Here is a 14,782-nt window from a genome sequence, read left to right on the forward strand (position 1 = left end):
CACCTGTCAGTCCACCATCCGCTGTGATGCTCGGGTGACATCCCCGTTGGCAAAGGCTGCACCGTTCAATGTGTCGTTGCTGTACACCGTCGCGGTCGTCCCACCCGTCAGGCCGTTCACAGGCGTTCCGCTGTAGTCGTCATCGTTCGCTACGATCACCGCCGGGTCAACCTGGATGGTCACATCCGCTGGATCGCAGTTCGTCGCGTTCAATACTTCACAGATCTGGTACGTCACTGTGTATGTCCCGGCTGCCGTGCCTGCCTGGTACGCTCAGGGTGCCATCCGCGTTGATCCCTACACCTGTCAGTCCACCATCCGCTGTGATGCTCGGGTGACATCCCCGTTGGCAAAGGCTGCACCGTTCAATGTGTCGTTGCTGTACACCGGCGCGGTCGTCCCACCCGTCAGGCCGTTCACAGGCGTTCCGCTGTAGTCGTCATCGTTCGCTACGATCACCGCCCGGGTCAACCTGGATGGTCACATCCGCTGGATCGCAGTTCGTCGCGTTCAATACTTCACAGATCTGGTACGTCACTGTGTATGTCCCGGCTGCCGTGCCTGCCGGTACGCTCAGGGTGCCATCCGCGTTGATCCCTACACCTGTCAGTCCACCATCCGCTGTGATGCTCGGAGTGACATCCCCGTTGGCAAAGGCTGCACCGTTCAATGTGTCGTTGCTGTACACCGTCGCGGTCGTCCCACCCGTCAGGCCGTTCACAGGCGTTCCGCTGTAGTCGTCATCGTTCGCTACGATCACCGCCGGGTCAACCTGGATGGTCACATCCGCTGGATCGCAGTTCGTCGCGTTCAATACTTCACAGATCTGGTACGTCACCGTGTATGTCCGGCTGCCGTGCCTGCCGGTACGCTCAGGGTGCCATCCGCGTTGATCCCTACACCTGTCAGTCCACCATCCGCTGTGATGCTCGGAGTGACATCCCCGTTGGCAAAGGCTGCACCGTTCAATGTGTCGTTGCTGTACACCGTCGCGGTCGTCCCACCCGTCAGGCCGTTCACAGGCGTCGCGCTGTAGTCGTCATCGTTCGCTACGATCACCGCCGGGTCAACCTGAATGGTCACATCCGCTGTATCGCAGTTCGTTGCGTTCAATACTTCACAGATCTGGTACGTCACCGTGTATGTCCCGGCTGCCGTGCCTGCCCGGTACGCTCAGGGTGCCATTCGCGTTGATCCCTACACCTGTCAGTCCACCATCCGCTGTGATGCTCGGAGTGACATCCCCGTTGGCAAAGGCTGCACCGTTCAATGTGTCGTTGCTGTACACCGTCGCGGTCGTCCCACCCGTCAGGCCGTTCACAGGCGTTCCGCTGTAGTCGTCATCGTTCGCTACGATCACCGCCGGGTCAACCTGGATGGTCACATCCGCTGGATCGCAGTTCGTCGCGTTCAATACTTCACAGATCTGGTACGTCACTGTGTATGTCCCGGCTGCCGTGCCTGCGGTACGCTCAGGGTGCCATCCGCGTTGATCCCTACACCTGTCAGTCCACCATCCGCTGTGATGCTCGGAGTGACATCCCCGTTGGCAAAGGCTGCACCGTTCAATGTGTCGTTGCTGTACACCGTCGCGGTCGTCCCACCCGTCAGGCCGTTCACAGGCGTTCCGCTGTAGTCGTCATCGTTCGCTACGATCACCGCCGGGTCAACCTGGATGGTCACATCCGCTGGATCGCAGTTCGTCGCGTTCAATACTTCACAGATCTGGTACGTCACTGTGTATGTCCCGGCTGCCGTGCCTGCCGGTACGCTCAGGGTGCCATCCGCGTTGATCCCTACACCTGTCAGTCCACCATCCGCTGTGATGCTCGGAGTGACATCCCCGTTGGCAAAGGCTGCACCGTTCAATGTGTCGTTGCTGTACACCGTCGCGGTCGTCCCACCCGTCAGGCCGTTCACAGGCGTTCCCGTGAAGTCATCGTCCACCGCATCGATCGGTGCCGCTGTTACGTTAACACTTACTGTAGCCGTATCACAAATTGAGGGATTGGCTTTATCACAGATCTGATACGTGACCGTGTAAGTGCCAGCCGGAGTGCCTGCCGCAACATTCACCGAACCGTCAAGCGGATTCAACGTCACGCCTGCATTGGTGGTTGAGACTTGAGTTAGATTTATATTTAATAATGTAGCAGGGTTGCCGTTCAATGTATCGTTGATCAATACATCTGCAAACGACTGACCGCCAGTGTAGCCATTCACAGACGCACCAGTATCATTCACAGCATCAATTTCGATCACTGTATCGGTATCCGTTGTGGTTGCAGGAGTCGGATCAGTGGTGCCTACTGGCGGCGTGGACGTGAATGTATTTGCCACTGTGCCAGTCGTGGCGGTGACGTTCGCCGTCACCGTGAAGCTGATACTGCCGCCGTTCGGCAGGGTCGGCACCACCACCGTCCCTGCTTCCAGGTTGGTGATGTTCATCTGCCCGGCACCTGCTCCCACCGTCGGACAGACCGCTCCGCCCGCAGGCGTGCATGCCCCAATGCCAGTCTTCGATAAGCCTGCCGCAACTGCATCGCGGATCGTGCTGTTGTTCGCGGCGCTCGGGCCGTTGTTCGTCAGAGTTAATGTATAGGTGGTCGTGCCACCTGCGTTCACATTCGCGGCGCTGTCGGTCTTGGTCACCACCAGGTTCGCGATCGGCGTCACCGTGTCGGTATCTGTCACCGTCGCGGGACTTGGGTCGGTCGTGCCGGCAGGCGGCGTGGCGGTGAAGATGTTGTCCACCGTGCCGCTTGTTGCGGTCACGTCAACTGTGACCGTGAAGCTGATACTGCCGCCGTTCGGCAGGGTCGGCACCACCACCGTCCCTGCTTCCAGGTTCGTGATGTTCATCTGGCCCGCGCCTGCTCCCACTGTCGGGCACACCGCTCCGCCCGCAGCCGTGCATGCCCCAATGCCGGTCTTCGTTAATCCCGCTGCCGCCGCGTCGCGGATCGTGCTGTTGTTCGCGGCGCTCGGGCCGTTGTTCGTCAGAGTTAATGTATAGGTGGTCGTGCCGCCTGCGTTCACATTCGCGGCACTGTCGGTCTTGGTCACCACCAGGTTCGCGATCGGCGTCACCGTGTCGGTATCTGTCACTGTGGCGGGACTTGGATCCGTGGTGCCGGCAGGCGGCGTGGCGGTGAAGATGTTGTCCACTGTGCCGCTCGTTGCCGTCACGTCCACTGTGACCGTGAAGCTGATGCTCCCGCCGTTCGGCAGGGTCGGCACCACCACCGTCCCTGCTTCCAGGTTCGTGATGTTCATCTGGCCCGCGCCCGCTCCCACTGTCGGACAGACCGCTCCGCCTGCCGCCGTGCATGCCCCGATGCCGGTCTTCGTTAATCCCGCTGCCGCCGCGTCGCGGATCGTGCTGTTGTTCGCGGCGCTCGGGCCGTTGTTCGTCAGAGTTAATGTATAGGTGGTCGTGCCGCCTGCGTTCACATTCGCGGCACTGTCGGTCTTGGTCACCACCAGGTTCGCGATCGGCGTCACTGTATCCGTATCCGTCGCCGAGTTATTTCCAGGCAATGGATCGCTTGTACCTGCAGGGGTTGCCACAGACGCAGTGTTCGCCACAGTACCGCCCACCGCTGTTACATTCGCATTGACCGTAAAGGTCACACTCCCGCCACTTGGCAAGGTCGGGATTACGATTCCCGCACCCTGCATCAATGCCACCGTTGTAGCTGGAACAGCCGGACATGCCGCGCCGCCCGTCGCTGTTCCGCAGGTCACGCCAGTTGCGGTCAATCCTGCAACCGCCGGATCAGTGAACACTGCATTATTCGCGGCAGATGGACCCGCATTCGCGACAACGATTGTGTAAGTCGTTGTGCCACCTGCGTTGACTGCGGCGACACCGTCAGTTTTTGTGATGCTCAAATCCGCAGCCGCTACCAGCAAGGTCGCTGTATTTGATGTGGGACCAATGCCCGTTTGGGTCGAACTGACTGCCCCGGTTGTATTATTCTTTACACCCGAAGTAGTCCCAGTGACAGTAACATTGAAAGTACAGTTTGCGCCACCGGCAAGAACTCCGCCAGTGACAGTAATCGTGGTTGTAAGTGTGATGACCCTGTTATTCGCAGGACCGCCACAGACAGTCGCATTTCCATTGACTGCCGTTAGTCCAGCAGGTAAAACATCAACGAAACTAATGTTGTTTAAAGCCGTAGTGTTGGGATTGGTAATTGTAAAAGTCAATGTTGAAGTTGCACCTACACCAATGGTTGTTGGCGCAAAGGATTTAACCACATCGGGCGGTAACGAACTGACAGTCAAACTAGCGGTGGCTGGGTTCACATTCGATAATCCGGCCGTAACAGTTTGGACAGCATTAGCCGCAATTGTGTTCGTCACAGCAGGTCCGGGAGTGGTGGATGTTACATTAACAGTAATGGTACAACTGCCGTTGGCAGGCACACTGTTGCCTGCGCCGGTAAGCACAACAGTGCCGGTACCAGCCACCGCTGTTACAGTACCACCGCAGGTAGTCGCGCCAGCGGGTACCGCGGCGTTGGTAACTCCGGCTGGGTAGGTATCTGTCAATGCATTGGGGTTGGTCAGCGCCACAGCAGTAGTGTTAGGGTTTGTGATGACAATGGTTAATTGTGAAACGCCGCCAACTGGAATACTGGCAGGATTAAATGATTTAGCCACCGTGAGTGGACTGTTATTCACGTTGAGGGTACTGGTAGCGGCGACAGTATTCACACCGCCACTGGTCGACAGCGCACCAGCCGGAATCGTATTGAGATACGCGCCTCCGCCTGCGCCGGTCACCTGAACACTCAAGGTACAGTTGCCGGCCGCCGGAATCGTGCCGCCGCTAAGCGAAACAGAAGTTGAGGTTTGACTCGCAGTACCACCGCAGGTTGTCGCGGCAGTCGCAGCGACAGTAGTTAGTCCGCTGGGCAGGTTATCCGTTACTGTCGCAGAAGTCAGAGCCGCAACAGACGGATTGGTCAATGTAATTGTTAGCGTGGATGCCACACCCGGGTTGACCGGACTCGGCACAAAAGCCTTGGTAACTGTCGGTATGACCGCCGGTAGTGTGATGGGAGTTGGAATGTTATTATTGCCCGAATTACCATCCCCATCCGGGTCGGAGTTAATACCGTTTTGCGAGGTATCGTTGACAACATTGCCGGTTACTGCGCCTGTGCCAGTGCCGTTCGCCGCGTTATTATAAGTGTAGGGTCCACCAGCCGGCGGAGTAACCCGCACCGTAAACGTGATCAGTGCGGTACTGCCAATGTTTAAAGTTCCGGTGGTGAGTAAATTCGTATTTGCATTTCCATTGAAACCGGCATTACCGGCAATGGTTCCGCCTCCCGGTGAGAATGTAACTACCGGAGCAACGGTTACATTAAAAGTAGTGCCTGGGATGGCGCTAAAGACCGTAGAGAGGTTATCGGTTACCTGTACATTCGTCAACCGATCACTGCCCATGTTGACAACCCGGACTGCCATCTGTACATCGTAAGCAGGACCGGCAACAACAGTAACATTCGTAACGGTTTTGGCAACACCGATACAAGTCTGGTTGGGAATGGTGGGGACTATGATCGAAGTATTCCCCGCCGCACCGGAAGTTGCGCCATTGGGAAGAAATTCGGTTAAAGCAGTTGAACCGGTCTGTCCATTTGCACCACCATTGACAACAATCGGAACAAAGCCACCGGAAGTTGCCACAACGCCACCACTGCCGCCGCCGCCAGGACCTTCAGACTCGGCGAGGGCAATCAGTTGGTTGCCGCCTTTGCCGCCATTCGCACTAATTGAAACACTGCTCAAGGTTGTCGCGCCGACGATTACAGAACCGCCGCCACCACCACCACCCGGCGCGTCATTATGACCAGGGACGGTATTTGAGCCAGTTTGGCCGCTCGCATTAATCGTTCCAGTTCCAGTGACCGTAGGAGCAAGGACAAAGACGATTCCGCCGCCCGCTCCACCATTTGCATTGGCGTTATCGTTACCATCGCCCGCGCCACCGCCACCGCCAAAGAAAATATGATTGCTAGTGTCCGCGCCAACCGGTAAGCCAATCAACGGACGACCACCCAAACCGCCTCTTTCCTGCCGGTTATCACCGCCCCAGCCAACCAGTCCAGGCGCACCAGCCGCAGTTGTGGCATTAAGATTAGCGGCAGAATAGGTGTAACCACCGCGACCACCGCCAGAGGAAGTGGTTGCGCTCGTTAAAGTTGGATCAAAACCCCAGGCAGTGACCCACCCTGCAACACTGTTATTCGGGTTACCCTGACCATTCCAGGCAATTCCGTTATATCCATTGGCGCCGCCGCCGCCGCCCGCATTATGAGCGTTACCGCCGCCGCCGCCATTGGCAGGGGCTCCACGTCCATAACCACCTGGAAAAGCGCCGCCTAAAGCATCATAATCTGCTGTAAAACCTGCAATGCTTTCTCCTTTTTGAGCGCCAGAGTTTTGTCCACCGCCTGCATCCGTAAAAGCATAATCCGGCATAGTCGCCGGGAAAGCAGTTGTGTTGTTTTCACGAACACCGCCACGAAAACCCATGCCGACCACATTAATACTACCGTTTATAGTGACTGTAGTTTGAGCCACCACTGCCGCCACACCGCCCGTGCTTCCATTCCAAGCCGGCGCACCAATGGATGCTCCGGCATTGATGGTCAACGTGCTATATTGCGGCACACGGATGACTTGAACTTTCCCGCTGGCAGTATAACTGCGCTGTAAAAAAGGTCCGCATGGAGAGAGATTGATCGTATTGCCGCTGACGCTGTAGACAGTTGCAAATTCATAATTTCCCGCGTTGTTGTAAGCGGTAACTGCACCCCAAGCCGCAGTGTTGACACTGGTGTCAATGCTTGCGCCCTGCATTTGAATGATCAGGATCAAGTCACCGGGCGCTACATTCAGCGCCGCGGCACTAGCCACGCTCAGGCTTGTACTCCCCGCCGCCGCATTAGCCGCCAATGACGTATATCTATTAACGATTGTGTTGGCAACGGTGATTGTCACTGCACCATCATTACCGGGCGAAGATGCTTGCGCAGATTGTGGTGTCAGGAAGAAACTAGCCAATAGTACAACGATCATGCCCGAGCGTAGTAATGATGCGAAATGTTTCATAGTCACAAATTCCTCTTCGATGAGTATTGAATCTTTTGCTTAAATCAAACTATCCGACATGCGGGTCGGTTTCGCTACTTGCTCGCCTGAACCCTTACCTGATAACACGTGATGAAGCATCAGGAGAAGCGACCAGTTCAAGATCCAGGGTCTACGCATCCGCTTTATATATTTAATTGCAATATCATAGCTATTGTACGACGCAAAAAATGTAGATGCAATGGCTAAAACTTTCAATCTTGTTAACCGCTAAAAGACATGTACATACAATCAAGCAAGTTGACATCACCTCCCTGTTCGAGTATGCTTGCCCACGTCCGGGCAGGCCCGGCGCGGCAGAGCCTGCCAAACCCCGCCAGGGTCGAAAGACAGCAACGGTACGGGAGTGTCTCTGGGTGCCGCCGGTCACCTGCCCGGATATTCTTATGAAAGCAACCCGCATCCTACTCATCCTCATCACACTTGCAACAGGCATCGGGCTCGGCCTCGCCTATGGCTGGTTCATAGACCCTGTTGAATACTTTGACTTAACTCCCGACACACTCAACGCAGGCTACAAAACCGATTATGTTCTGATGACAGCCGAAGCCTACCGCGTCGAACAGGACCCCGGGCTGGCCGCGCGCCGATTAGCCATCTTCGGCGCCCAATCCCCCTCTGCCATCGCAACCGAAGCATTAGACTACGCCCGCCAAAACAGCTTCCCCGATTCAGATATCGCCATCCTACAGGAACTCGTCACAGCCATGCAAGCATGGAGCGGGATACTGCAATGAAACGATTCCCTTGGGACATATTGCTCGCGCTTCTTCTCGGACTTGGGGCTGGTCTGGCCTACGCATGGATGATCTCTCCTTTGCATTTGACCGATACAAACCCCGCCGTTCTGCGCGCCGACTTCAAAGATCAATTCCGTTCCGCAATCGCCGCATCCTATACCGCCACCGGCAACCTGCCTCGCGCACAGGCAAGGCTCGCACTATTAAATGACAACAACCCAACAGAAGCCTTGAACGCCCAAGCCCAAAGAACGATTGCCAGCGGACAATTCGCCCAAGCCGATCAACTCGCTGCCCTCGCCTTCGCCCTCGAAAACGGAACCGAATTCATTCCATCTACAGCCGCGCCAACGCTTGAAAACTTTGAACCCGTAAACGTTGAACCGATCATTTCCCCATTCCCATCCCCTGCCGATATTCCCTTCGATGTCACTGAGACACCGCAAGTTTTTGAAACACCCATCGCTGAAACACAAACCACAACCCTAAGCTCACCCACCCCTCGCCCCACACGGACCGCACTCCCCACACAGGGAGCGCCATTCCAATTGAGCGCGCTCGATACCGTCTGCGACGCCAACTTGCCGGACGGACTGTTGCAAGTTGTAGTTCTTAATCCCAATCGCAGACAACTCGCGGGCATCAAGATCATCGTCACATGGGATACCGGCGGCGAGGAATTCTTTACTGGCTTGAAGCCGGAACTCGGCAACGGCTATGCCGACTTCCTGATGCTCCCGGATACATCCCATGCGGTGCAACTAGCACTGGGAAGCGAGATCGCCACCGACCTCATCCCTCCCACCTGCCAAACCCCCAGCGGAGAAAACTTCCTCGGCGGTTACAAAATTACTTTCCAGCAACCATAACTCCGGCAAGTTCTATTGTCCAAGTCGTTAGTTAAAAAAATACCGCCGCAGATTTTTTCTGTGGCGGTGTCATTTTTAAAAAATCAACTTACGGCATCGGGTTGCCATTTGCCCAATCATTTCCCAATCGCACTTCCACATCCACTGTCTGCGCGGGGTCAGGTTGTATTCGTATCTGCGTGCTGGATGAGATGCCAAACACAGCCTGCAAATATTTCAACGTATACAGTTTCGGCGAGTACAAAAAGACAATCGTATTATCATACGCGCGGTCTGCCGGGCCTACTTCAGTCACTGCCATGCCCTGCGCAAGGAAATAATTGCCAGTGGTCACATCCAGACCCTGCGTGAACGAACCATTCAAAATACGAACACGCGCCGCATCGGACTTCATCAATGTTGTCGGATCACCCTGCGCCGCCAACGGGCTGAGCGGGCCACCAGAAGTGAATATCTGATCGCGCAATTCACGGATCTTATCCGGGAACGGTTTCATGATACTGGCATTCTGTCCGCCTAAGCGTAGTGTTATCGAGAGAAGCCATGGTGTAATCGATCACACCTTGCTTGATACTTTCCACAGGGATATCTTTTGCAAGCACAGCCAGTTGAATACCCGTTTCGAAAGGCATATTGGTCTTAATACCCGCTGAGAACTCTTCGTAGAACTGACGCGCTTTACCAAGCAATACCGGGAAATTGGCAGGATCTAAGACTTGATTACGAATACCTAAAATTACTTTTTGCTGACGCTTGGCGCGGTCAACATCGCCGCCTTCGGTCTTGCGAGTACGTGCATACGCAAGCGTCCTGGCACCATCCAAATGACGATAACCGCCAGCAGTAAGGATAAATTTATCTTTACCAGAACCAAGCGGGTCAAGCCTCAATTCCTCATCGGAATAAATATCAATACCGCCGATCAGGTTAATGAACTCAATGAACGTATAGAAATCGATCTGTGCATAATAATGGACCGGCACACCCAGGAATTGCTCCACCGTTTTCATCGCAAGCGCAGGACCGCCGCCCGGCAATTTGCTTCCTTCGCCGGAGGAATATGCAGTATTGATACGGCTGTACCCAAAGCCCGGGATATTCACCCACATATCGCGCGGAATGGAAAGCATGCCCGCTGTTTTGGTAAGGGGATCGATCGTGAACAGGATCATCGTATCGGAACGCGGCGCGCCTTCGCCTGCCGTCCAATCGCGATAGTCCAAGCCGATGAACAGGATGTTGATGCGGCTCGCTCCATCCCATGCGGGAGGGATATCCGATTCGGGGACGACAGGCACCGGCGTGGGTAATTCTTCCACACTGGCAACCGGGGTTCCTTCATCGTTCAATACAGGACCATCCAAACCGGCAGTGACCGTCCCGCAATCGGAGGGTGTTGCGCCGGGTAAGGGCGTGATCGTCCAACAGGTGACGAGGTTGCGCACGAAATAGAATCCTGCCACTGCCAATGCAACAGCAATGATCCAGAAAATGATTGGTCCCACAGAGGGGCGTTTGATGTTTTTGAGAAAGTTCATATTTTTCATACCGGTTTTATATATACCATATCCAGGCCAAGGCGTTCCAAGCCTTCCTTTGCCCAATGTTGTAACAACACAGACTCTTCTTCCATCACTTTCATCATGATCGGGATGGCACGCGGGTCTTTGATCTCTGCCAGCGCGCGTAACGCATGTATCCGCGCAGACTGCTTTCCACTCTTCACAACTTCAACGAGGGATGGGACAGCCACGCTCCCGATCTTGACCAACGCATTCGCCGCCAGACTTGCAACCATGCCATCTTCATCGCTCAATGCCTGGACGAGAGGCTGGGTCGCGCTTTCATCGGGTTTGACAGCCAGCCCAAGCGCCACACACTGACGAACTTCCGGGGAGGAGTCGCTCAATAGAAACGGGACCAGCCATTCGGTCCGAGAGTGAGGCGAGGTTGCGAGGGTGCGTAATGCCCACCAGCGAGAGTCCACATTTGAAGAGTGGGATAAATCCAATAATGCGGGAATCGCATCTTCACCCAGTTCGATCAGTGAAGCGACTGCGTCTTCGGCGCGTCCTTCGTCTCCACTGGTCAGGTCGTTCAGCAGACTCTGTAATGCGCTCACTTTATTTCGAGGGCGGCGGGACGGGCAATTCGCTTTCGGCGGTGTTGACCCATTTATCGCCTTCGTCGATCAGCATCACGGGGATGTCGTCGATGACCGGGTATTTGCGTCCGCAATCGTTGCAGATGAACCAGACATCCTTGTGAAGTTTGAGTTCGCCGCCTGTGGTGCGTACACAATTCGGACAGCGTAGAATTTCTTTGAGGGTTTCGTTGACCATGTTTACTCCATTTCCAAACAGCGTGGGATTTTACCATCGTAACGACTGAAGTCGGTACTACAAATTATGCTCAGCCGCCGTCCTCGGCGGCGTTTTCCGAGTAAACCCTGCGCTGAGGACGGCGCAGGTAGCAACCGACTAAAGTCGTTACCACAGAATTTGCCAGCTTGTTCTTTCGCCAGTTTTTCAGGGTCTTTCGAGTCGGGTCCATATTCGCAGATAGCCTGCCAGGGTTGATAATGGGTTGTGATCTGGTCCTGCAATAGTACGCCGCCATCGCGCATAACTGTGCGTGTGACGGTGACATCTGCGCCGTTCGCCGCCCAATCCACTTGCTTCATATCGTTCTTTTTGAGATCGGAGTTCTCTTCGTAAACGGGCGAGGGCGCCGGGACAACATTGACGGGTCCTGTTGTTTCCCATGTGGTGGTACGTCCGTCGCTGGTGGAGTAGAACTTCCAGGTGAGCGAACCGTTGCCCATGTAGGTTTCCATCAGAATCCAATAGGGAGTATCGTTCTTGAATTTGAAATCAACGAGGGGGAAAATAGACCGTTGCATCCAAGCCCGCAAGGGATGGGTCAACCGCTCCGCTGATGTCTTTTTCATAATAAGATACGCGATAGGCATGCGAGTAGCGTTCCACGATGGGGAAGCCGGCGTTGAATGCCGCGCGGAATAACGTTGTGCTGACCTGACACACACCGCCACCCACGCCCTTGATCGTGCGTCCGCCATAAATGATCAGCGCTTCGGCAAATCCATTTTCAAGACTCACGTCGCCCATTGTGGCGCCCATTGAGAAGGTTTCTCCCGGCGCAACCAACACACCATGAAAACGCGCGGCGGCCGCTTCGATGTTTTGAATACGTTCCGCGCTCGAACCGTAGAAATAAGAAGTTTCCTGCCCGATCAACTCTGTGATTCCCAATTCAGCGCCGGTGATGGTAGATGGAATTTTAGGTTGATCTACCTTGACGATCAATTGCACGGTATGTTCACCACGCAACAATGATTCATTGATAGCCTTTACAGTCGCATCCACATCCAAGACCAAACCGGTTTGTGATTGTTCAATTGGCTCAAGCTGACGGGTTTCATCGTTGAAAATAAATTTAGCATTCTTGGCTGGGCGATCTGTGCGGGTTTTGACAGGCTCCAGCATATCAGCCAGTCCCTTTGTATTGAGAACCACCTGCACACCATCAGCCGTGTTTTGCACACCAAGCATATTCGCCAGTATTTGCACATCGTACACAAACGGGCCGGGGTTGCTCTCGCTGTTATCTGGCAAAACAAGGGTCAGAGGCTGGCTCAATATGCCACGCGCCACGTCAGCCTGCGCGCTCACATCGACAACCTGTGGCTTGAGTTCCTGAATCACGAGTTGCACTTCGCCATCGCTGAACGTTTGCAATTGTGCGCCAAGATACACGAGCGTGGCATCGATCTTGAGTTCCCGCCCGGTTTGGCCGGGTGTTGCAACCACATTCGTACCTTCCAAACTCAGACCACCTTCACGCATGGGCTGATCTACTTGCACACTGATCTGACGTAAATATTGATACGCAACTCGTTGATCGAAAACAATAACAGGCTGGACGTTCGTCCCATTGCCAAGGGCCTGCATTTGACCGGCCAGCGCACCGAATATCCCACCGCTTCTTCCAAACCGATAGGCTGATACAGCGCTGGACGACGGATCAAAGACCATGCCTAATTCTGCCGGAGTCGCCACCCAAGCCTTTTCACCATCCTTGAACAAAATCTTCCCAGTGATGGGATAAGACAAGGCTTGGTTCAACTTCACCGCCGCATCGGACGGATTCATACCAGAAAGATCAACACCCGCCACAGAAACACCGGGGAAGATGCGTCCCGCGTAAACGAGTTGATAGCCCACGGTCCATACGATTAAAGCAATAAAGAACAGGGTTATGCCGCTAATAAGGGCGGCAACAACCTGTGGTATGACAGGAGTGCGTTCATAAGGTTGGGATACTGTAGCCATTACGGAAAATTATACCTTGCGTAAACCGAATCAAATTAACTTGTGATGAGTATCAACTTAACGGAGTATGGAAATTATTTGTTCCCATTAAACTTCAAACCAGGGACGATCATAGGTGTTACAGATCTGTAATCTGCATATTCCTGCCCAAACTCACGCAGAAGCTTTCGTTCTTCGAAAAAGGCCCCAACAAAGATATAAACTGTCAGCGCAACGTAGACTACAAATGAATTGACGGTCACACTTGGAGAAAGCCAGAGAATGAGCAATCCAAACGTATACAGAGGATGACGCATAAAACGGTAAAAGCCTTTCGTCACCAGCTTGCCAGCTTTCTCGTCCTCGAACAATTGACGTAACCCAACGAACGAGAGTGTGTCCGTCTGTAATACAGCAATAAATAGAAACGCCACACAGAACCCCTGCCCCGCCAACATGAGATAGCTCCACGGAGAAGGGACTTGATACAAGTCGTTGTTTGGCAAAGTCGCCATCAAATACAGGATCGGAGCAAAGCTAATCGCAGAGAAAATATTATAGGACAAGCGATAGGCCCGCATAAAGCCATTACCCAACCTACGGCGGAGGAAGTCCTTGAATGCCATCGAGGCCATCACAGAATGGACAACACCCCACAAAATAACGGCAAGAATCAACCAGAACATAACGCCTTTCATTTGGAGTCGCCAGCTTGCTCCCGCGTTCGCCAGCAAGCTGGCGACTCCAAAAAATCACTATTCGCCAAAAGCAGACAGTTCGATGGTCTCTGCACCGGTTCGGACGAGGTAATACGGAACCCAGGCGACACCAAAGAGATTGATGAACACGTCCGTTTTCTTGGGAGCAACAGTGACCTCGGATGTGTCACTCACTACACTACCCCATTTACTATTAAGTTCTTCTGCAAGACGCAGACGTTCTTTATCAAGGTCGGCTAACTGCTGTTTGAACTGCGCGATCGCTTCGATGGATTCATCCACATCGGCTTTAGCTTGTTCGGTCATGCGGTGTTTCGTCAAAGATGACGACAGCTTGCGTGTACTGCGACTGCCCGTGAACAACCCAAGGACGTTTTCGGCATGAGTGCCCATCGCTTCCATCTTCCTTTGAGCAAGCTCCGCCTCATCCTGACGTAGTTCCCGCTCCTCACGGCTGAGTTTATCTTCGAGCGTTGCGATCTGGCGGTCAATCTTCGCGGCAAGTTTATTGAACTCTGCATCGCGGGCAGTTCGGGCGGCCTCAGCACAAGCCCGCATGAATTCGGCCTGTGTGACATCGGGACCTGCAAACACTTTGAGTGCCTGATTCGCCCGTGCAGTAACAGATGAATTCCTCTGCACCCAATCGGCAAAGTCCTTTTGAAGCGCGGTCATTAACTTTGCATCATTCAAGGGTGTATCAATTGTGCCAAATCTTGATGAAGGCACAGGTGATGGGTCGGTATTTTCAAGCAATTTGCCATTGAAGGCATATTCTTCCCATCGCACGGAACTTCGCTTTTCAGGGGCTTGGATAAATGCCGCGCGAGAGACCTCGCTATCCACACCGAGTTTGCGGTCGAGAAGTCTCACTTGGGCAGAGGCGACCAAGGCTGGACGGTAGATGACACCCTCGATCTGCGCTTCGGATGGCATGGGTTGATTCGCGG

General features: G+C 54.3%; 16 protein-coding genes, 1 other RNA gene and 1 riboswitch. Of the genes, 3 read left to right on the forward strand and 14 right to left on the reverse strand.

Annotation, left to right across the window (positions count from 1 at the left end):
- Positions 1-6: 6 nt before the first annotated feature.
- The 6 genes from IPP66_21875 to IPP66_21900 all read right to left on the reverse strand — a co-directional run bounded on the left by IPP66_21875 (position 7) and on the right by IPP66_21900 (position 7,134).
- Entirely contained in the window at positions 7-237 is a 231-nt protein-coding gene (locus IPP66_21875; protein MBK9927930.1) for a hypothetical protein, read from the reverse strand.
- 69 nt (positions 238-306) lie between these two features.
- Positions 307-459 carry a hypothetical protein gene (locus IPP66_21880; protein ID MBK9927931.1) on the reverse strand — a complete coding sequence of 51 codons (153 nt, stop codon included), beginning with the start codon at positions 457-459 and terminating at the stop codon, positions 307-309.
- Entirely contained in the window at positions 440-838 is a 399-nt protein-coding gene (locus tag IPP66_21885) for a hypothetical protein (protein ID MBK9927932.1), read from the reverse strand. Before IPP66_21885 ends, IPP66_21880 begins: the two co-directional genes overlap by 20 nt.
- Complete coding sequence (locus tag IPP66_21890; GenBank protein MBK9927933.1) at positions 835-1,137, reverse strand: hypothetical protein; 303 nt, start codon at positions 1,135-1,137, stop codon at positions 835-837. The genes IPP66_21885 and IPP66_21890 overlap by 4 nt, the downstream gene beginning before the upstream one ends.
- Positions 1,118-1,438 (reverse strand): hypothetical protein, encoded by a 321-nt coding sequence (locus IPP66_21895; protein MBK9927934.1) that lies wholly within the window; start codon positions 1,436-1,438, stop codon positions 1,118-1,120. Before IPP66_21895 ends, IPP66_21890 begins: the two co-directional genes overlap by 20 nt.
- Complete coding sequence (locus IPP66_21900) at positions 1,435-7,134, reverse strand: DUF11 domain-containing protein (protein MBK9927935.1); 5,700 nt, start codon at positions 7,132-7,134, stop codon at positions 1,435-1,437. Before IPP66_21900 ends, IPP66_21895 begins: the two co-directional genes overlap by 4 nt.
- A 54-nt stretch (positions 7,135-7,188) precedes the next feature.
- Positions 7,189-7,304, reverse strand: a riboswitch (cyclic di-GMP riboswitch).
- Positions 7,305-7,453: 149 nt separating this feature from the next.
- On the opposite strand from IPP66_21900, the gene ffs reads away from it, so the two are divergent.
- The 3 genes from ffs to IPP66_21915 all read left to right on the forward strand — a co-directional run bounded on the left by ffs (position 7,454) and on the right by IPP66_21915 (position 8,782).
- An RNA gene (gene ffs, locus IPP66_21905) (signal recognition particle sRNA small type) lies at positions 7,454-7,552 on the forward strand.
- Positions 7,553-7,559: 7 nt separating this feature from the next.
- Entirely contained in the window at positions 7,560-7,910 is a 351-nt protein-coding gene (locus IPP66_21910; protein MBK9927936.1) for a hypothetical protein, read from the forward strand.
- A complete protein-coding gene (locus IPP66_21915; GenBank protein MBK9927937.1) occupies positions 7,907-8,782 on the forward strand; it encodes a hypothetical protein in 876 nt (291 codons plus the stop codon). The genes IPP66_21910 and IPP66_21915 overlap by 4 nt, the downstream gene beginning before the upstream one ends.
- An 88-nt stretch (positions 8,783-8,870) precedes the next feature.
- Here the strand turns inward: IPP66_21915 and IPP66_21920 are convergent, their stop codons facing one another.
- The 8 genes from IPP66_21920 to IPP66_21955 form a co-directional block, all read right to left on the reverse strand.
- A complete protein-coding gene (locus IPP66_21920) occupies positions 8,871-9,278 on the reverse strand; it encodes a LytR C-terminal domain-containing protein (GenBank protein MBK9927938.1) in 408 nt (135 codons plus the stop codon).
- The gene (locus tag IPP66_21925) at positions 9,259-10,320 is read right to left on the reverse strand and encodes an LCP family protein (protein MBK9927939.1); all 1,062 of its coding nucleotides are present in this window, start codon (positions 10,318-10,320) and stop codon (positions 9,259-9,261) included. Before IPP66_21925 ends, IPP66_21920 begins: the two co-directional genes overlap by 20 nt.
- Positions 10,321-10,325: 5 nt before the next feature.
- Positions 10,326-10,904 (reverse strand): HEAT repeat domain-containing protein, encoded by a 579-nt coding sequence (locus IPP66_21930; protein ID MBK9927940.1) that lies wholly within the window; start codon positions 10,902-10,904, stop codon positions 10,326-10,328.
- Between the two features lies 1 nt (position 10,905).
- Positions 10,906-11,124, reverse strand: coding sequence for a Trm112 family protein (locus tag IPP66_21935; protein MBK9927941.1), 219 nt, complete (start codon positions 11,122-11,124; stop codon positions 10,906-10,908).
- Positions 11,125-11,126: 2 nt separating this feature from the next.
- A complete protein-coding gene (locus tag IPP66_21940) occupies positions 11,127-11,684 on the reverse strand; it encodes a hypothetical protein (GenBank protein ID MBK9927942.1) in 558 nt (185 codons plus the stop codon).
- On the reverse strand, positions 11,656-13,134 hold the full coding sequence (locus IPP66_21945) for a VanW family protein (GenBank protein MBK9927943.1): 1,479 nt from the start codon (positions 13,132-13,134) through the stop codon (positions 11,656-11,658). The genes IPP66_21940 and IPP66_21945 overlap by 29 nt, the downstream gene beginning before the upstream one ends.
- A 74-nt stretch (positions 13,135-13,208) precedes the next feature.
- Positions 13,209-13,799 carry an isoprenylcysteine carboxylmethyltransferase family protein gene (locus tag IPP66_21950; GenBank protein MBK9927944.1) on the reverse strand — a complete coding sequence of 197 codons (591 nt, stop codon included), beginning with the start codon at positions 13,797-13,799 and terminating at the stop codon, positions 13,209-13,211.
- Between the two features lie 69 nt (positions 13,800-13,868).
- The gene (locus tag IPP66_21955; GenBank protein ID MBK9927945.1) at positions 13,869-14,768 is read right to left on the reverse strand and encodes a hypothetical protein; all 900 of its coding nucleotides are present in this window, start codon (positions 14,766-14,768) and stop codon (positions 13,869-13,871) included.
- Positions 14,769-14,782: the final 14 nt, after the last annotated feature.

The organism is Candidatus Defluviilinea proxima (assembly GCA_016721115.1).
Lineage (GTDB): Bacteria > Chloroflexota > Anaerolineae > Anaerolineales > Villigracilaceae > Defluviilinea > Defluviilinea proxima.

Excerpts from the sequence above, each read along its gene's own strand:
- IPP66_21900 (MBK9927935.1), bottom strand. The coding sequence starts at position 7,134 with ATGAAACATTTCGCATCATTACTACGCTCGGGCATGATCGTTGTACTA.
- IPP66_21935 (MBK9927941.1), bottom strand. The coding sequence starts at position 11,124 with ATGGTCAACGAAACCCTCAAAGAAATTCTACGCTGTCCGAATTGTGTA.
- IPP66_21915 (MBK9927937.1), top strand. The coding sequence starts at position 7,907 with ATGAAACGATTCCCTTGGGACATATTGCTCGCGCTTCTTCTCGGACTT.
- IPP66_21940 (MBK9927942.1), bottom strand. The coding sequence starts at position 11,684 with ATGCAACGGTCTATTTTCCCCCTCGTTGATTTCAAATTCAAGAACGAT.
- IPP66_21945 (MBK9927943.1), bottom strand. The coding sequence starts at position 13,134 with ATGGCTACAGTATCCCAACCTTATGAACGCACTCCTGTCATACCACAG.
- IPP66_21925 (MBK9927939.1), bottom strand. The coding sequence starts at position 10,320 with ATGAACTTTCTCAAAAACATCAAACGCCCCTCTGTGGGACCAATCATT.
- IPP66_21950 (MBK9927944.1), bottom strand. The coding sequence starts at position 13,799 with ATGTTCTGGTTGATTCTTGCCGTTATTTTGTGGGGTGTTGTCCATTCT.
- IPP66_21910 (MBK9927936.1), top strand. The coding sequence starts at position 7,560 with ATGAAAGCAACCCGCATCCTACTCATCCTCATCACACTTGCAACAGGC.
- IPP66_21920 (MBK9927938.1), bottom strand. The coding sequence starts at position 9,278 with ATGAAACCGTTCCCGGATAAGATCCGTGAATTGCGCGATCAGATATTC.
- IPP66_21955 (MBK9927945.1), bottom strand. The coding sequence starts at position 14,768 with ATGCCATCCGAAGCGCAGATCGAGGGTGTCATCTACCGTCCAGCCTTG.